Annotated in this window: 15 protein-coding genes; 8 read left to right on the forward strand and 7 right to left on the reverse strand. The window is 72.1% G+C overall.

The window, feature by feature from the left end:
* The 5 genes from FOF52_RS12530 (at position 1) to FOF52_RS12550 (ending at position 5953) form a co-directional block, all read left to right on the forward strand.
* Positions 1-378 (forward strand): DUF742 domain-containing protein, encoded by a 378-nt coding sequence (locus FOF52_RS12530; protein ID WP_248590148.1) that lies wholly within the window; start codon positions 1-3, stop codon positions 376-378.
* The gene (locus FOF52_RS12535) at positions 359-946 is read left to right on the forward strand and encodes a GTP-binding protein (RefSeq protein ID WP_248590149.1); all 588 of its coding nucleotides are present in this window, start codon (positions 359-361) and stop codon (positions 944-946) included. Before FOF52_RS12530 ends, FOF52_RS12535 begins: the two co-directional genes overlap by 20 nt.
* A 171-nt stretch (positions 947-1117) precedes the next feature.
* Positions 1118-2077, forward strand: a complete 960-nt coding sequence (locus FOF52_RS12540; RefSeq protein WP_248590150.1) for an oxygenase MpaB family protein — start codon at positions 1118-1120, stop codon at positions 2075-2077.
* Between the two features lie 229 nt (positions 2078-2306).
* Positions 2307-2969 (forward strand): TrmH family RNA methyltransferase, encoded by a 663-nt coding sequence (locus tag FOF52_RS12545; RefSeq protein WP_248590151.1) that lies wholly within the window; start codon positions 2307-2309, stop codon positions 2967-2969.
* A 122-nt stretch (positions 2970-3091) separates the two neighbouring features.
* Entirely contained in the window at positions 3092-5953 is a 2862-nt protein-coding gene (locus tag FOF52_RS12550) for a DEAD/DEAH box helicase family protein (protein WP_248590152.1), read from the forward strand.
* Positions 5954-6065: 112 nt separating this feature from the next.
* On the opposite strand, the gene FOF52_RS12555 is transcribed toward FOF52_RS12550, so the two are convergent.
* From FOF52_RS12555 to FOF52_RS12565, 3 genes are read right to left on the reverse strand one after another with little or no spacing between them, the layout of a single operon-like run.
* Complete coding sequence (locus FOF52_RS12555; protein ID WP_248590153.1) at positions 6066-6812, reverse strand: succinate dehydrogenase/fumarate reductase iron-sulfur subunit; 747 nt, start codon at positions 6810-6812, stop codon at positions 6066-6068.
* Positions 6809-8749, reverse strand: a complete 1941-nt coding sequence (locus tag FOF52_RS12560; RefSeq protein ID WP_248590154.1) for a fumarate reductase/succinate dehydrogenase flavoprotein subunit — start codon at positions 8747-8749, stop codon at positions 6809-6811. Before FOF52_RS12560 ends, FOF52_RS12555 begins: the two co-directional genes overlap by 4 nt.
* Positions 8750-9466, reverse strand: coding sequence for a succinate dehydrogenase cytochrome b subunit (locus FOF52_RS12565; protein WP_248590155.1), 717 nt, complete (start codon positions 9464-9466; stop codon positions 8750-8752). It abuts the gene before it with no gap.
* 79 nt (positions 9467-9545) lie between these two features.
* Here FOF52_RS12565 and FOF52_RS12570 point away from each other — a divergent pair, with 79 nt between their 5' ends.
* Positions 9546-10499 carry a LysR family transcriptional regulator gene (locus FOF52_RS12570; RefSeq protein ID WP_248590156.1) on the forward strand — a complete coding sequence of 318 codons (954 nt, stop codon included), beginning with the start codon at positions 9546-9548 and terminating at the stop codon, positions 10497-10499.
* A 9-nt stretch (positions 10500-10508) separates the two neighbouring features.
* Here FOF52_RS12570 and FOF52_RS12575 read toward each other — a convergent pair whose 3' ends face one another.
* The 4 genes from FOF52_RS12575 to FOF52_RS12590 form a co-directional block, all read right to left on the reverse strand.
* A complete protein-coding gene (locus FOF52_RS12575) occupies positions 10509-11690 on the reverse strand; it encodes an FAD-dependent oxidoreductase (protein WP_248590157.1) in 1182 nt (393 codons plus the stop codon).
* 290 nt (positions 11691-11980) lie between these two features.
* Positions 11981-13867, reverse strand: coding sequence for a translational GTPase TypA (gene typA, locus FOF52_RS12580; RefSeq protein ID WP_248590158.1), 1887 nt, complete (start codon positions 13865-13867; stop codon positions 11981-11983).
* 167 nt (positions 13868-14034) lie between these two features.
* Positions 14035-14478 (reverse strand): (deoxy)nucleoside triphosphate pyrophosphohydrolase, encoded by a 444-nt coding sequence (locus FOF52_RS12585; protein WP_248590159.1) that lies wholly within the window; start codon positions 14476-14478, stop codon positions 14035-14037.
* Between the two features lie 9 nt (positions 14479-14487).
* On the reverse strand, positions 14488-15765 hold the full coding sequence (locus tag FOF52_RS12590) for an acyltransferase family protein (protein ID WP_248590160.1): 1278 nt from the start codon (positions 15763-15765) through the stop codon (positions 14488-14490).
* A 162-nt stretch (positions 15766-15927) separates the two neighbouring features.
* Here FOF52_RS12590 and pgfA point away from each other — a divergent pair, with 162 nt between their 5' ends.
* Together pgfA and FOF52_RS12600 are read left to right on the forward strand one after the other, a co-directional pair.
* Positions 15928-16863, forward strand: a complete 936-nt coding sequence (gene pgfA / locus FOF52_RS12595) for a cell envelope lipid trafficking protein PgfA (protein ID WP_248590161.1) — start codon at positions 15928-15930, stop codon at positions 16861-16863.
* A gap of 12 nt (positions 16864-16875) precedes the next feature.
* The gene (locus FOF52_RS12600; protein ID WP_248590162.1) at positions 16876-17808 is read left to right on the forward strand and encodes a decaprenyl-phosphate phosphoribosyltransferase; all 933 of its coding nucleotides are present in this window, start codon (positions 16876-16878) and stop codon (positions 17806-17808) included.
* Positions 17809-17818 lie beyond the last annotated feature (10 nt).

Raw genomic sequence — 17818 nt, forward strand, 5'->3', positions numbered from 1 at the left:
ATGTCCGATCGGCACACGCCGGACGAGACTTCCGACGGTCCCGGCTCCCCGGTGAGGCCCTACGTGATGACGGAGGGCCGCGAGGGGGCGAACACGGTCCAACTGGACATGATCAGCGTGGTCATCGCGGTCCGCGGCGAGGTGGACGAACTGTCCCTGGAACCGGAGCAGCTCGCGATCCTCGACCTCTGCCACCGTCCGCTGTCGGTGGCCGAGGTGTCGGCCCGCCTGGACATCCCGGTGGCCGTGGTCAAAGTGCTGATGGGAGACCTGATCACGCGCGGCTACATGCTCGCCCGCGCCCCTTACACGATCCAGCACCCGGTGGTCGGCCGGGACGTCCTTCAGGCGGTACTCGATGGCATCCAACGACTCTGACCGCGGTCCGGCACCGCTGCCGGCGGCGCTCAAGATCCTCGTCGCGGGTGGGTTCGGCGCGGGCAAGACCACGATGGTCGGCTCGGTCAGCGAGATCACCCCGCTCAGCACCGAGGAGGTGATGACCGAGGCCAGTCTGGGCGTGGACGACCTGTCCGGGGTGGAGAACAAGACCACGACCACGGTCGCGCTGGACTTCGGGCGGATCACCATCAGCTCCGAGCTGGTGCTGTACCTGTTCGGCACCCCGGGCCAGGAGCGGTTCTGGTTCATGTGGAACGAGCTGGCCGCGGGGGCGCTGGGCGCGGTGGTCATCGCCGACACCCGGCGGCTGGAGACCTGCTTCCCCTCGGTGGACTTCTTCGAACGGCGCGGCATCCCGTTCGTGGTGGCGGTGAACTGCTTCGACGGAGCCGCGGTGTACCAGCCGGAGGAGGTGCGCGACGCCCTCGGCCTCGGCGGGGACGTCCCGGTCCTGCTGTGCGACGCGCGGGTCCGCGAGTCGTGCAAGGAGGTGCTGGTCGCGTTGATCCAGTACATCCAGGGCAGGGTCGCCAGCGGGGTGTGAGGGCCGCGGCGGCCGCCCGGGCAGCGACCGTCGACCGTGATCATCTTTGCAAGGTTTTTCGCCCCTCCCCCCGAGCTCGAAAACTTCCTAGGGTACGAATGGGATTCGGCTTCGCCCAGGACACCCCGGGCGGAGCCGGACACGGCACGCAACCGGCTGGAGAAATCCCCCGTGAAACGCTTCGACTGGTACGACGAGATCCATCGACTCGACGCTGAGGCCGACTGTCGCCGGATCACGGAGATCCTCACCACGCACGAGTTCCCCTGGGACATCGAGCAGGCGCTGAGCCTGGCCCTGTACCGCACCTACGCGGTGCCGAGCATCGGGCGACTGCTCGCCGAGACCCGCGAGTTCACCGAGCGCACGCAGCGCCGCTCCGACGACACCGTCATCATCCTCACCGAGATCATGCGGCACGGCTTCGAACCGGGCCGCGGGCGGGACGCGCTGCGTCGGATGAACCAGATGCACCGCTCCTACGACATCTCCAACGACGACTACCTCTACGTGCTCAGCACCTTCGTCGTCATGCCGGTGCGCTGGATCAACGACCTGGGCTACGGCTGGCGCAGGCTCACCGAGCACGAGATCACCGCCAGCACCAACTACTACCGGATGCTCGGCAAGCACATGGGGATCAAGGGGATCCCCGAGACCTACGCCGAGTTCTACGAACTGTTCGACTCCTACGAGATCGAGCACTTCGGCTACAGCGAGGGCGGCCGGGCCGTCTCCGACGCCACCCTGGACCTGATGGTCGGCTACAACCCCCGGTGGCAGCAGCCGGTCTTCCGGAAGTTCACCATGGCCCTGCTGGACGACCGGCTGATCACGGCGTTCCGCTACGACCGGCCGTCGCGGTTCTGGCGGACCGCGGCCCACCTGGCGATGCGGCTGCGGGCCCGGATCGTACGCTTCATGCCGCCGCGGGTGGAGCCCTACCGCGCGGAGAAGAACCCGAAGGTCAAGAGCTACCCCAACGGCTACGACCCCGCGCGGATCGGCACCTTCCCCAAGGGCTGCCCGGTGCCGCACGACATGGTGACCGTCGAGATCCCCGAGACCGGCTCCCGCCTGCCCGCCCCGGGTCAGGAACTGGCGCCGCAGGAGCGGACCGCCCGTTCCTGACCGGCGATGGCCGGAACCGGTCTGGAGTCGGGCGGTGGTTCTGTGCGACTCTGGACCAAGCGTCCGAAGCCTGGAGAGAAACGCATGGTGACCACCTCCGCCACAACCGTCCGGTGCCCGGTCCGCAGGGACCGGGCACCGGACGGCGGACCGGCCACACCCGCCGAGTCCGGTTGCCCACCCCGCCCTTGATAGCGTGACCGCTCCTGTGCCGCCTAAGCTGAACCGCGTGAGTGAACAGGTCGTTCCCCCTGACTCTCCCGGCCCCGCCGAGCCCGACCCCCCCGAGGTGGGGGTGGGCCCCTGGGAGGGGCCCTGGCCCGCAGGCGACCACTACGATCCCGAACTGCTCGCGAACGGCGACCGCCGCAACGTCGTGGACCGCTACCGCTACTGGCGGCGGGAGGCGATCGTCGCCGACCTGGACCGCCACCGCCACCCCTTCCACGTGGCCGTGGAGAACTGGAAGCACGACTTCAACATCGGCTCGGTGGTGCGCACCGCCAACGCCTTCGGCGCCCGTGCCGTGCACATCGTGGGACGCCGCCGCTGGAACCGGCGCGGTGCGATGGTGACCGACCGCTACCAGCACGTCCACCACCACCCCGACGCCGCAGCCCTGGTGGCCTGGGCCGAGGCCCGCGGCCTGCCCCTGATCGGGATCGACAACCTTCCCGGCGCGGTCTCCCTGGAGACCTATCCCCTGCCCCGCTCCTGCGTCCTGGTGTTCGGCCAGGAGGGGCCCGGCCTGTCCGAGGAGGTCCGCAAGGTCTGCGTCTCGGTGCTGTCCATCGCCCAGTTCGGTTCCACCCGCTCCATCAACGCGGGCGCGGCCGCCGCGGTGGCGATGCACGCCTGGGTCCGCGCCCATGTGTTCCACCAGTCCGTTTGACGTCCTGTCCCCGCGTGGCGGACGACGGCCCCGCGCCGCCGTCCACCGCGCCTCCCGGCAGAGGAGAGGAGGCCGCGTTTCCTCCCCGGCTTGACGGCCTGGGTCGCCGTACCGCGCACACCATGATGAACAGAGTCGAATCGGCCCGCTGGCCAGGTGAACTGCGGTCCTACCAGCGTCAGGCGCTGGAGGCGCTGGAGGCCCGCTGGGCGTCGGGGGACCGGCGCGCCTGGGTGGTGCTTCCCCCCGGGGCGGGCAAGACCCTGGTCGGGTTGGAAGCCGCGCGCCGAATCGGCCGCCGTACCGTCGTGTTCGTGCCCAACACCGCGATCCAGAACCAGTGGGTCGCCCAGTGGCGGGAGTTCGAACGCCCCGAGGGCTGCACCGCGGGCACCCAGCGCTCCCTGGAGCACGACGTCACCGTCCTCACCTACCCGTCGCTGGCGGTGTTCGACCCGGACGCGGAGACCGACGAGGAGGGCAACGAGCTGTCCCTGCTGGGCAGGCTGCACGGCAACGGCAGCGCCCTGGTGGAGGCGCTGCGCGAGGCGGGCCCGATCACCGTCATCCTGGACGAGTGCCACCACCTGCTCCAGATGTGGGGGCGGCTGCTCGCGGAGGTGCTGCGGGAACTGCCGGACGCCCACGTCCTCGGGTTGACCGGCACCCCGGCCGAGACGCTGACGGCCGGCGAGGCCGCGCTCGTCGACACCCTGTTCGGCGTCCCGGTGCGCGGCGTGTCCATCCCGGCCCTGGTCCGCGACGGCTACCTGGCCCCCTTCGCAGAACTCGTCTGGATCACCGAGCCCACCCCCGACGAACAGGCCTACATCGCCGAGCAGGGGCTGCGGTTCACCGAGCTCTGCACCGACCTGCTCACCCCCGGCTTCGCCCGGACCGACTTCCTGACCTGGCTGCGCCGCCGGTTCGACGAGCGCGTCACCGACAGCGGGGAACGACTCGGCTGGGCGCAGCTGGCCGCTCAGGAGCCCGAACTCACCGACGCGGCGCTGCGGCTGCACCACGCCGGGCTGTTCGCGCTGCCGTCGGACGCGCGCGTCCTGGAGCGGCACCGCAGCGCCCCGACCGCCGACGACTGGATGGCGCTGCTCGGCGACTACGTGTTCAACTGCCTGTCCCCCGGGAAACGGGAGGGCGTCCCGGCCGGCCCGAACGGCATCGCCGACGACCCCGATGCCAAGGCGTTGGAGCGTATCCGCACCGCGCTTCCCGCGATCGGCTACACGCTCACCCGCTACGGCATCCGCGGCGGCCGCTCCCCGGTGGACCGGGTGCTGGCCCGCAGCGCCGCGAAGTCGCAGAGCACCGTGGAGATCGTCGCCGCCGAGTCCGCCTTCCTGGGACCGCGGCTGCGCGCGCTGGTGCTGTGCGACCACGAACGGGCCAGCGTGCGCCCCTCGGCGCGGCTGCGCGAGGTCCTCGACAGCCAGGCGGGGTCGGCGTGGCTGCAACTGGAGCTGCTGGTCGCCGACGAACGCACCCGGGACCTGTGCCCGATGCTGGTGACCGGCCGCACCGTCGCGGCGGCCCCCCGGACCGCCGAGGCGTTCATCGCCTTCGCCGCGCAGCGCCGCCCCTCGCTGGAACTGGCCCTGGTGGAGGTGGATTCCGGCGGCTCGCTGGTGCGCGTCGAGGGCCGCTGGACCTCCCGCACCTGGATCCGGCTGGTCACCGAGTACTTCGAGGCGGGCGGCTGCCGCCTCCTGGTGGGCACCCGCGCCCTGCTCGGCGAGGGGTGGAACGCCCCGCGGGTCAACACCGTCGTGGACCTGACCACCGCCACCACCCCCACCGCCGTGGTGCAGGGGCGCGGCCGCGCGCTGCGGCTGGACCCGTCCTGGCCCGACAAGACCGCGCACACCTGGACCGTGGTCTGCGTCAGCGACGCCCACCCCAAGGGGAGCGCCGACTGGGAGCGGTTCGTCCGCAAGCACGAGGGCTACCTGGGCGCGGCCGCCGACGGCGAGGTGATGAGCGGGGTCGCGCACGTCGATCCGGCCCTCTCCCCCTACGAGCCGCCGCCGGTGGAGCAGTTCGGCGCGATCAACGCCCGGATGCTGCGGCGTGCCGAGGACCGCGAGGACACCCGCGAACGCTGGCGGATCGGCTCCCCCTACACCGACGAACTCCTGGCCACGGTCCGGGTCCGCCCGCAGCGGCACCGGGCCGCGCTGGCCCCCCGCCAGGCCGGGCAGCGTCCCCGACCGCCGGCCGCGGTCCCCGCCCGCGTGGGGGTGGACACCGCCGAGCGGCTGCACCTGCCCCCGCTGTGGAAGACGCTGTTCTCCGTGCCGCTGACCGCGGCGGCGGTGCTACTGGTGGCCACCGCGTTCGGGCTGCCCCCGCTGCTCGGCGGGGCCACGGCGGCGGGGGTCTCCGGTGCGGTCTGCGCCTACCGGCTGCTCTCCCGGGGCCCCCAGGTGCAGCGCGCCGCCCAGCTGGTGGAGGCCGCGGCGGGGGAGCCCGACATCCTCCGGTTCGGCTACGCCGTCGCCGACGCGATGTACGAGGCCGGGCACTTCCCGGTGGGCGCGGAGGGGCTGCGGCTGGACATCGACACCGACGGCACCTTCCGGCTCACGTTCGCCGGAGCGGGTCCGGCCGAGGCCGAGGCGTTCGGCATGGCCCTGGACGAGGTGATCTCCCCGCTGGTGGGCAGCCCCCGCTACATCATCAACCGCTACCGCCTGGACCGTCCCGCCGACGCGGCCCAGGCCCGGCGGCTGGGGGCGGACTGGCTGCTGGGCCGGGCCCCGGAGAACTCCGCGGTCTTCCACGCCGTGCCCGCCCTGCTGGGCCGCAACCGCCGCGGCGTGGAGGCGTTCGCGCGGGCGTGGAACCGGTGGATCTCCGCCGGGGAGCCGGTCTACACCGCCAGCCCGGCGGGGTCGCGCCTGCTGTACACCCACTACGCCACCGACCCCTACCCGTCGGAGACCGAGTCCCGGCTGACCTGGCTGTGACGCTCCGGCGGGAGCGGCGGCCCCGGGGAGCGGGTCGACGCCCCGGACACGACGAAGGCCCGTCCCTCCCCGGGGAGGGACGGGCCGCACGGTCCGGGGGGTTCCCGGCCGGCTACAGCTTGCCGGAGGCCAGAGCGCCCAGCAGGTCGTCGTTGAGCTGGGAGATGGTGTCCAGCGGGATGCCCTTGGGGCAGACCGCGGCGCACTCACCGATGTTGGTGCAGCCGCCGAAGTCCTCCTCGTCGTGCTGGTTGACCATCTTCACCACGCGGGAGGCCCGCTCGGGCTGCCCCTGCGGGAGCATGCCCAGGTGGGTGACCTTGGCCGCGGTGAACAGCATCGCCGAGGCGTTCGGGCAGGCCGCCACGCACGCGCCGCAGCCGATGCAGGTCGCGGCGTCGAAGGCGCGGTCCGCGTCGGCCTTGGGGACGGGGGTGGCGTGCGCGTCCGGGGCGGTGCCCGTGGGCGCGCTGATGTAGCCGCCCGCCTGGATGATGCGGTCGAAGGCGCTGCGGTCGACCACCAGGTCCTTGATGACCGGGAACGCCTTGGCCCGCCACGGTTCGACGTCGATGACGTCGCCGTCGGAGAAGCTGCGCATGTGCAGCTGGCAGGTGGTGGTGACCTCGGGGCCGTGGGCGATGCCGTTGATCACCACACCGCAGGCGCCGCAGATGCCCTCGCGGCAGTCGTGGTCGAACGCGATCGGCTCCTCGCCCTGGAGCGTGAGCTTCTCGTTGAGGACGTCGAGCATCTCCAGGAAGGACATGTTCTCGTTGACGTCCTCGACCTGGTAGGTGACCATCCGGCCCTCGTCGTCCCTGCTCTTCTGACGCCAAACGCGCAGGGTGATGTTCACTTGTAGCTCCGCTGCTTCATCTCGACGTACTCGTATTCCAGGGCTTCCTTGTGCAGCACGGGGGGCTCACCCACACCGGTGAACTCCCACGCCGCGACATAGGCGAACTCGTCGTCATGACGCAGCGCCTCGCCGTCCTCGGTCTGGCTCTCGGCGCGGAAGTGGCCGCCGCAGGACTCGCGGCGGTGCAGCGCGTCGATGCACATCAGCTCGGCCAGCTCGAAGAAGTCGGCGACCCGGTGGGCCCGCTCCAGGGCCTGGTTGAGCTCCTCGTTGACGCCGGTGACCTTGACGTCGCGCCAGAACTCCGCCCGCAGCTCGCGGATGCGCGCGATGGCCTTGTTGAGGCCCTCCTCGGTGCGCTCCATGCCGCAGTAGTCCCACATGATCTGGCCCAGCTCGCGGTGGAAGGAGTCCACGGTGCGGCTGCCGTTGATGGACAGCAGCTTGTCGAGGCGGGTGCGCACCGCCTCGGCCGCCTCCTTGACCTCCGGGTGGCTCTCGTCGATCTTCTCGAAGGGACCGTCGGCCAGGTAGTCGTTGATGGTGTTGGGCAGCACGAAGTAGCCGTCGGCCAGGCCCTGCATCAGCGCGCTGGCGCCCAGGCGGTTGGCGCCGTGGTCGGAGAAGTTGGCCTCCCCGGCCACGAACAGGCCCGGGATGGTGCTCTGCAGGTCGTAGTCGACCCACAGGCCGCCCATGGTGTAGTGCACCGCCGGGTAGATGCGCATCGGGACCTCGTAGGGGTTCTCCCCGGTGATGCGCTGGTACATGTCGAACAGGTTGCCGTACTTGGCCTCCACGGCCGCGCGGCCCATCCGCTTGATCGCGTCGGCGAAGTCCAGGTAGACGCCCAGACCGCCGGGACCGACACCGCGTCCCTCGTCGCAGACCCGCTTGGCGGCGCGCGAGGCGATGTCGCGCGGCACCAGGTTGCCGAAGGACGGGTACATGCGCTCCAGGTAGTAGTCGCGCTCCTCCTCGGGGATCTCCCTCGGGTCGCGCTCGTCGCCCATCTTCTTGGGCACCCAGATGCGGCCGTCGTTGCGCAGCGACTCGCTCATCAGGGTCAGCTTGGACTGGTAGGAGCCGCTGACCGGGATGCAGGTCGGGTGGATCTGCGTGTAGCAGGGGTTGGCGAACAGCGCGCCCTTGCGGTGGGCCCGCCAGATCGCCGTGACGTTGCTGCCCATCGCGTTGGTGGACAGGAAGAACACGTTGCCGTAGCCGCCGGTGGCGAGCACGACCGCGTCGGCGAAGTGGGTCTCGATCTCGCCGGTGACCATGTCGCGCACGATGATGCCGCGCGCCCGGCCGTCGGCGACGATGAGCTCCAGCATCTCGTGGCGGGTGTACATCTCCACCGTGCCCGCCGCGACCTGCCGCTCCAGCGCCTGGTAGGCGCCGATCAGGAGCTGCTGGCCCGTCTGGCCGCGGGCGTAGAAGGTGCGGGAGACCTGCACACCGCCGAAGGAGCGGTTGTCGAGCAGGCCGCCGTACTCGCGGGCGAAGGGCACGCCCTGGGCGACGCACTGGTCGATGATCTCGACGCTGACCTGCGCCAGCCGGTAGACGTTGGACTCGCGGGCGCGGTAGTCGCCGCCCTTGACGGTGTCGTAGAACAGCCGGTAGATGCTGTCGCCGTCGTTGCGGTAGTTCTTCGCCGCGTTGATACCGCCCTGCGCGGCGATGCTGTGCGCGCGCCGGGGGCTGTCCTGGTAGCAGAACGACTTGACGTTGTAGCCGGCCTCGCCCAGCGTGGCCGCCGCGGAGGCGCCGGCCAGGCCGGTGCCCACGATGATGATCGAGAGCTTGCGCCGGTTCGCGGGGTTGACCAGGCGCGCGGAGAAGCGGCGCTTGTCCCAGCGCTCCGCGATCGGCCCGTCGGGGGCCTTCTCGTCGCGGATCGGAGCGCCCTCGGTGTAAAGCTCGGTCATCTAGCCCACCAGCCCAAAGAGAACGGAGAACGGGGGAATGAGGAAGCCGGCCGTGATGACCACGGCGATGGCCGTCGCGACGCCGTTGATGGCGCGCTGCCGCCGCGCCTTGCTCCGGCCGAGGGTCTGCACCGCACTCCACAGTCCGTGCCGCAGGTGGAACCCGACCGCCAGCATGGCGATCAGGTAGATCAGCACCACCCACCAGATCTGGAAACCGTTGACGACCCGCTCGTAGGGGCTGTCGGAGGCCCCGCCCGGCGCGATCGTGTTCGTGGTCAGGTGCAGCAGGTGGTAGATCACGAAGAGCGCGATGACCACGCCGCCCCAGCGCAGGGTGAAGGAGGCGTAGGTGCGCTGCACTCCGGTGCGGTTCTTGCCGCTGCGGTAGCGTCGCGATCCCTTGCCCCCGGTCGCCCGCCGCGCCCGGTTCCACAGGGTGAAGGCCGCGTACATGTGGATGAGGACGCTCGCCAGCAGGACGACGCGCATGATCCACAGGAAGCCGTTGGTCGGGAGCATCGGCTCGCCGAGGACCCGGAGGTGGTGCGAGTAGTCGTCGAAGGCCTCCTGGCCTCCGAAGATCATGAGGTTGCCGTACATGTGCGCGATCAGGAACAGCACGAGGATCGCGCCGGTGACCGCCATCGCGGCCTTGGCCGCCACCGTCGACCCGAATGCCGTCGATCGCTGCTTCGTCAGGGTACTGTTCGCCACAATGTGAACTTTAGATCTTCCTTAACAGGTTCGTCTAAGTCATGGGAATGCTTGTGACCATAGCTTTAGGCTATGGATCGTGCAGTTCCACCAACTCGCCTACTTCGTCGCGGTCGCCGAAACCCGACATTTCACCCGGGCAGCGGAGCTGTCCCGCGTCGCCCAGCCCAGTCTGAGCAAGCAGATCCGCGCCCTGGAGGAGGACCTCGGCGCACCGTTATTCATTCGAGCCCGGGGAAATATCACACTCACCCCGGCCGGTGAGGCCCTGCTACCCCTCGCCCGGCGGATACTCGCCGACCTGGAGACCGCCCGCCGCGAGGTCCAGGAGGTCACCGGGATGCGCCGCGGCCGGGTACGCCTGGGCGCCACGCCGTCACTGTGCGCCGGACTGCTCGCCGACGCGCTGGCCCTCTTCCACGAACGCTACCCCGGCATCGAACTGCACGTGGAGGAGGGCGGCTCCCGCGACCTCATCCGCGCCCTGGGCCGGGGGGAACTGGACCTGGCCCTGATCATCCTGCCCCTGCACAGCAACGACCCCGAGTTCGTGACCGTGCCGATCCTGCGCGAGAGCCTGGTCGTGGCCAGTCCGCGGTCCCGCCCCTCCCCCGCCCCCCGCGCCTCCATGCGCATCACCGACCTGCGCGACCACCCGCTGGTGATGTTCCGGAGCGGCTACGACGTGCGCGAGGCGACGCTGAGCGCCTGCCGCGCCGCGGGCTTCGAACCCCGCCTGACGGTGGAGGGCGGGGAGATGGACGCGGTCCTGCGGTTCGTCGAGGCGGGCCTGGGCCTGGCCGTGGTCCCCAGCATGGTGCTGCGCAACCGGCCCGGACTGCGCGGCACCCCGCTGGCCAAGCCGCGGCTGCTGCGCACCATCGCGCTGGCGCACCGCAAGGACGTCGCCCCCTCCCGCACCGCCCGGGCCTTCCGGCGGGTGCTGATGTCCTACCTCGGCACCCTCACCAGGGCCGACCTCGGCGAGGACCTGGAAGTCATCGCCCCGCCCGAGGAACTGGAGCCGAGGTGAGCGCCGCCGTCACAGCAGCGCACCCTGCCGGGGCGGCTGCCACCGGAGGATGGAGTCCAGGTAGCGCTGCACCGACCGGTGGGGCGCCAGGGCGCCCATGAGCCTCACACCGGCGTCGCGGCCCCGGGCCAGCACGGGCGAGGCCGCCCGCGCCAGCTCCGCGAACTGCGCGATCCGCTGCACCACGTAGCTGGTCCGCCCCAGCCGGTCGTCGGTGTAGGAGGCCAGCGCGCTCGGCAGGTAGGCGGCGGAGCTGCTGGCGCGGTGCGCCAGCACCACGGCGTCCTCCATCGCCAGGCAGGCCCCCTGGTCCAGGTTGGGCGGGATGGCGTGCGCGGCGTCGCCGACCAGCGCGACCCGCCCGCGGTGGTAGGCGGGCAGCGGCGCGTCGGCGACCCAGGCGTCGGCGCGCACCACCGCCCGCGGCGGCACCGCGCGCAGCAGCTCCGGGACGGGGCCGTGCCAGTCGCCGAACAGCCGCAGCAGTTCGGCCCGCTCGTCGGCGGCCCGCCGGTGGGCGGGGGCGTTGGCCGTGGCGTAGCCGTACACCCGGCCGCCGGGCAGCGGCAGGAGGCCGAAGGCCGCGCCGCGCCCCCACGTCTCCCCGGCCGCCACCGGCCCGCCGGGGCCGGGAGCGACGAACCGCCAGGTGGTGAAGCCCGCGTAGGCCGGTTCCGGATGGTCGGGGAAGAGCAGTCCGCGGACCGTGGACCGCACGCCGTCGGCGGCGACCACGAGGTCGGCGGAGAGGTCGCCCGCGGTGGTGCGGACCCGCGCCGGCTGGTGGGTGTCGCCCGGCTCGACCCCGGTGACCGCGACGCCCGCGTGCACCGCGGTGGCGGGCAGTCGGCCGAGCAGCAGCCGGAGCAGGGCGGAGCGGGCCACCACGACGACCGCGTCGCCGTACCTGCGGCTCAACCGCTCCTGGTCGAGGCGGAGCAGGACACGGCCGTCGACGCGGCGCAGCACGGCCGCGTCCGGCCGGGTCGCGCCCGCGCGCAGCGCATCACCCAACCCGATGGCGTCGAGGGCGCGCAGCCCGTTGGGCAGCAGCCCCAGACCGACGTCGGCCTCTCCGGGGGACGGCTCCCGCTCGCAGACGGTCACGGTCCAGCCCCTGTCGCACAGGGCCGCGGCGGTGGTGAGCCCGCCGATGCCGCCGCCGATGATGACCGCGTGAGGCTGCCCCATGGGATGTCCTTAATGCTCGGCCGCCGTTCACCGCCCCGCGACCGCAGCCCTCGGGACGCGCTGACCCGACAGGCTACGGCCGTGACCGCGGAAAGACCATACGGTACGGGGAATCGGGTGTCTCTGCTCTTTCTCCCCGCCGTGCGGCGCGCCAACCCCGGTCGGCGCGGCGCCCCGCCGCCGGGCGGGCCGGACGACGCCCGGGCACGCCCGGCGGCGGGGGACCGGAACCCCCGGTGCGCCGGGTCCGCCCCGGCGGTTCCGCGCGCCGGGCCGGGCGCGGCCCCGGATCACTGGCGCTTGCGGTGCGCCAGGGCGCGGGCGCGCTCCTTCTGGTCGAGGACGACCTTGCGGATGCGCACCGCGTCGGCCGTGACCTCCACGCACTCGTCCTCGCGGCAGAACTCCAGCGCCTGCTCCAGGGAGAGCCGGCGCGGCGGCACCAGCCGCTCCAGTTCCTCGGCGGTGGAGGAGCGCATGTTGGTGAGCTTGCGCTCCTTGGTGATGTTGACGTCCATGTCGTCGGCGCGCGAGTTCTCGCCGACGACCATGCCTTCGTACACCTCGGTGCCCGGCTCCACGAACAGGCTGCCGCGCTCCTGGAGGTTGAACATGGCGTAGGCGGTGGCCTGCCCGCTGCGGTCGGCGACCAGCGAGCCGGTGGGGCGGGTGCGCAGCTCGCCGGACCACGGCGCGTAGCCCTCGAAGACGTGGTGGGCGATGCCGGTGCCGCGCGTCTCGGTGAGGAACTCGGTGCGGAAGCCGATGAGGCCGCGCGACGGCACGGTCCAGTCCATGCGGACCCAGCCGGTGCCGTGGTTGGTCATGTTCTCCATGCGTCCCCTGCGGACGTTGAGGAGCTGGGTGACGGCGCCCAGGTGCTCCTCGGGGATGTCCACGGTGAGGCGCTCCACCGGCTCGTGCAGCCGGCCGTCGATGACCCTGGTGACGACCTGCGGCTTGCCGACGGTCAGCTCGTAGCCCTCGCGGCGCATCTGCTCCACCAGGATCGCCAGCGCCAGCTCGCCGCGCCCCTGGACCTCCCAGGCGTCGGGCCGGTCGGTGGGCAGCACCCGCAGGCTCACGTTGCCGACGAGCTCCCGGTCGAGGCGGTCCTTGACCAGGCGGGCGGTGACCTTGGCCCCCTTGGTCCGGCCGACCAGCGGCGAGGTGTTGGTGCCGATGGTCATGGAGATCGCGGGCTCGTCCACGGTGATCGGCGGCAGGGGGCGCGGGTCCTCGGGGTCGGCGAGGGTCTCCCCGATCATGATGTCGGGGATGCCCGCGATGGCGATGATGTCGCCGGGGCCGGCCTGCTCGGCGGGCTTGCGGTCCAGGGCCTCGGTCATGAACAGCTCGGTGACCCTGACCTGCTGGACGCTGCCGTCGGTGCGGATCCACGCGGCCTGCTGGCCCTTGCGGATCTCGCCCTGGTGGACGCGGCACAGCGCGAGGCGGCCCAGGAACGGGGAGGCGTCGAGGTTGGTGACGTGCGCCTGGAGGGGCGCGCCGGGGGTGTACTCGGGCGGGGGGATCGTCGCCAGGATGGTGCGGAACAGCGGCTCCAGGTCGTCGTTGTCGGGGAGGCCGCCGTCGGCGGGGCGCTCCAGGGAGGCCCGGCCGTCGCGGGCGCAGGCGTAGACGATGGGGAAGTCGATCTGCTCCTCGGTGGCGTCGAGGTCCATGAACAGTTCGTAGGTGTCGTCCACGACCTCGGCGATGCGGCTGTCGGGGCGGTCCACCTTGTTGACGACGAGGATCACCGGGAGCTTGGCGGCCAGGGCCTTGCGCAGCACGAACCGGGTCTGCGGCAGCGGCCCCTCGCTGGCGTCGACCAGGAGCACCACGCCGTCCACCATGGACAGTCCGCGTTCGACCTCGCCGCCGAAGTCGGCGTGGCCGGGGGTGTCGACGATGTTGATGACGACGTCGTCGCCCTCGGGGGTGGTGTAGTGGACGGCGGTGTTCTTGGCGAGAATGGTGATGCCCTTCTCGCGTTCCAGGTCGCCGGAGTCCATGACCCGGTCCTCGACCTCCTGGTGGGCGCGGAAGGCCCCGGCGTAGCGGAGCATGGCGTCCACGAGCGTGGTCTTGCCGTGGTCGACGTGCGCCACGATGGCGACGTTGCGCAGGTCGGTGCGGAGGGCCGTGCCTTCGGCGGTGGTGGCGGTCGGCATGCGAAAGTCTCGATCTTCTCTGTCGGGAAAACGGGGGAACACCGCGACTTCCGCGGCCGTCCGCCATTTTATGCGGCTCTCCCGCCTCCACGCAGAAACACACGGGTCACACGGTGTGCGCCGGGTCTCGTTCCGCCGGGGGGCCGAAGCCCGCGCGCCGGGGCCGCTCAGCCCTCCAGGAGCTGCCCGGGCACGCCGTCCGGCAGCAGCGCCCCGCGGACGTCCTCGACGAAGGGCAGGTCGGTGGGGAGCCAGTCGACCTCTCCCAGGGTGGCGGGGGTGAGCCAGCGCAGCGCCAGGTGCTCCAGGAGGCGGGGTTCGCCGCGGAGGAGTTCGGCGGTCCACAGGCGCAGCACGGCCGGCGGGGCCCCGGGGCGCTGCGGGAAGTCGACCTCGCGGTCGAACCGGGCCAGCGGCCGGACCTCCACGCCGAGCTCCTCCCGGCACTCGCGGACCACCGCGGCCTCCTCGGTCTCGCCGGGGTCGACCTTGCCTCCGGGGAACTCCCAGCCTCCGCGCATGCTCGCGGGTTCGGCGCGCTGCGCGGCGAGGACCGCGCCGTCGCGGATGATCGCGGCGCCCACGACGATCAGGGTCTGTCCGTCTGTCATGGGCCGACCCTACCGTCCGGGGGCGACGGCGTCGCCGTCCGCTCCGGGCGGTGCCGCACCGGCGGCCGCCGGTGCGCGGCGGCCGTAGCGGCGCATCAGCGGCCGCTCCACCCAGCGGTAGGTGGCGGCGGCGAGCAGGAGGGTGCCCGCGGTGACGGGGACCAGGTCCAGCAGGAGGGAGCCGGTGAACGCCTCCTGGCCGGTGAAGTCGCGCCACAGGTAGAGCACGGCGAACTGCCACAGGAAGACGCCGTAGGAGATCCTGCCGAGCAAGCGCATGACCCGGTGTCCCATGAAGGCGCGCAGCCAGGCGGGCTCCCCCGCGGGGGTTTCGGGCAGCAGGGCGAGCGGGGCCAGCAGGAAGAAGGCGAACACCATCGACACCAGGAGTTCGGCCGCCCCCGCCCAGAAGTCCTCCACCCCGACGAACCGGTCGCCGGTCAGCGGGGTGGACCCGAGCAGGTAGGCGGACGCGGCCACGCTCCAGCACAGTCCGGGCGAGGCCGCGAGGGTGCGGCAGAACCGGCGCACCGGGCCGTTTGCGCCGCGCTCCCGCCACGCCCACCGGGCCAGCACCGCCAGCGCCATGCCCACGGCGAACAGTCCGAGGGTGCGCGGCAGCCAGGCGTGCATGTAGGTACGCGGCTCGGGGTGGAACTGCACGACGAGGGCCGCCAGGCTCAGCACGGGCAGGACCGCGATCCCGGCCAGCAGCCGCCGGGCCCGCGCCTCCGGGTCGCCGCCGCGTGCGGCCGGCGCCGCCAGCACCGCCGCGAGCAGCGGCAGCAGCAGGTAGAAGGCGACCTCGACGCACAGGCTCCAGATCTGGCCGAGTCCGCGCGGTCCGGTTCCGGTCCACCACGGGTCGGGGTCGTAGACGAAGGTCAGCGTGAGGACCTCCAGCCAGGCGCGCGGCGAGCCGAGGTGCTCGCGCGACCACAGCAGCAGGGCCGCCACCGCGACCAGCCAGTAGGCGGGGAGGATGCGCAGCGCGCGCTGCCGCAGGTAGCGGCGGACCGAGGGGCCGGGGACGCCGTCGATCGCGGCGTGCGCCCAGGGCCGGTACAGCAGCAGTCCCGACAGCGCGAAGAACAGCGGAACCGCCATGTCGCCCCCGGCCAGGAGCGCGCCGCCCGCCCCCGGGGCGAGCGCGTCCCCGGTCTCCACGGCGACGTGGAACACCAGCACCAGCAGCGCCGCGAGCGCGCGCATCCCGTCGAGTGCCGGCTGATGGCCGCTGACCTGGGGAAGTCCGGCGGCGACGGCGGGGGAGGGGCCCGGTCCCATGTCTCCCTCCCGGGTCGGGAACAGAATCGCATTACAAAAATTCGGTCACGCAGTGGTGACGCGGATCACTCCGGATCAATACGATACCGACAACCCTACTCAGGCGTAACCTTACTGCCCCGTAACCTACTCCCCCGTAAAAGGCCCTGATCAGGAGGAGCCATGCGCCGTACCGTGGCCGCCGTTTGCGTCGCCCTCGGGGTCTTCTGCCTCGTGCTGGCCCCACTGCTCCGCTACTGGGTGGCCGGCGTGTTCATGAAGACCCCCCTGGACTACTACTCGCAGACGGTGAACCGGAGCGAGGACGCCACCTACTTCAACATCGAGGAGATGGAGGTGATCGAGGGGGCGACCGTCGAGGCCCACACCACGCTGAAGGCGGACGTGCGGGCCAGCGACGACGAGACCGTCGTCTGGGACGAGTTCCGGTGGGTCAAGGACGTCGAACGGGACTTCGCCTTCCTCTCCACCACCAGGCACACCGCGCACGACCGCGTCACCGGCGAAGCCGTGGACTGCTGCGGCTCCGCCGTCAACGAGGAGTCCGTCCCGCAGAGCGGCCAGGCGTTCAAGTGGCCGTTCCTCGTGGAACAGCGCGACTACGAGTTCTTCGACTCCACCGTCCGGGAGACCCTGCCGATCACCTTCGAAGGCGTCGAGGAGGTCGACGGCCACCCCGGCGTCGAGGCGTACAAGTTCGTCCAGGTCGTCGAACCGACCGTGGTCGAGACCCGCGAGTTCCCGCGCAGCCTGCTCGGCCTGGAAGGCGAGGGCGACGTCACCGCCGACGTCGTCTACTCCAACACCCGCACCTACTGGATCGACCCCGTCACCGGCTCCCCGCTCGACCTGAGCGAGGAGCAGCGCCGGGTGGCGGTGGTCGACGGCGAGGAGCGGCTCACCATGTTCGAGGCCACGATGGACTTCACCGACGAGACGGTGGAGGAGCGCATCGAGGCCGCCGCGGACGGCGAGAAGCTCGTGCTGATCCGCACCACCCTGCCGATCGTGCTGCTCTCGGCCGGCGCGGCCCTGCTCGTCCTCGGCCTCGTCCTCCACGTGGCCCGTGCCAAGTCCCCCGCACACGCCCGCACCTGACGTGTCCCCCCGATGAGCGGTCCCGCCTGCCGACCGCACCCGGAACGCGGAGCCCCCGCCGCAGGACGCCCCGGTCCGCTCCCGGTGGCCCGGGGCGTCCTGCTGTCGGCCCGCCCCCGCCAGTGGACGAAGAACCTGCTGGTCGTGGCCGCCCCCGCACTGGCGGGCGAACTGGCCTCCCCGCCGGTCGCGGTCGGCACACTGCTGACGTTCGCGCTGTTCTGCGTGGCGGCGAGCGGCACCTACCTGCTCAACGACGTGGCCGACGCCGCCGCCGACCGCGCCCACGCCCGCAAACGGCACCGCCCCGTCGCCTCCGGCCTGGTGCCCGCACCGCTGGCCGCGGGCCTGGGGACCCTGCTCGCCGCCGCCGCGCCGCTGGGCGCGCTGGCCGCGGGGCAGTGGCGCCTCGCCCTCGTCCTGGCCGGCTACCTGGTGCTGTCCCTGGGCTACACCTACCGGCTCAAACACGTCCCCGGCTGCGACATCGCCGCCGTCGCGGGCTGCCACGCGCTGCGCGCGCTGGCCGGGGGCCTGGCCACCGGCCTGCCGATCACCGGCTGGTTCCTCCTCGTGGTCTGCCTGGGCGCGCTGCTGGTCGTGGCGGGCAAACGGGAGGCGGAGCTGCGCAACCCCGACGCGGGCGGCGGACGCGTCACCCTCGCGCACTACACGACCGGCTTTCTGGCCCGGGTGCGCGCCACGGCGGCGGCTGCGATGATCGTCACCTACGGCCTGTGGGCGCTGGAGACCCGCACCGGCCCCGCCCTGGCGCTGACCGCCGCGAGCGTCGTGCCGCTGGTCACGGCGGTGCTGCGGCTGCACCTGCTGGTGGAGCGCGGGATCGGCGAGGAGCCGGAGGAGCTGGTGCTGCGCGACCGCCCCCTGCAGCTGTGCCTGGCCGCGCTGCTGGCGCTGGTGCTGCTCGGCGTTCACCTCGACTGACCGCGACGAC

The organism is Thermobifida alba (assembly GCF_023208015.1).
Taxonomy (GTDB): Bacteria; Actinomycetota; Actinomycetes; order Streptosporangiales; family Streptosporangiaceae; genus Thermobifida; species Thermobifida alba.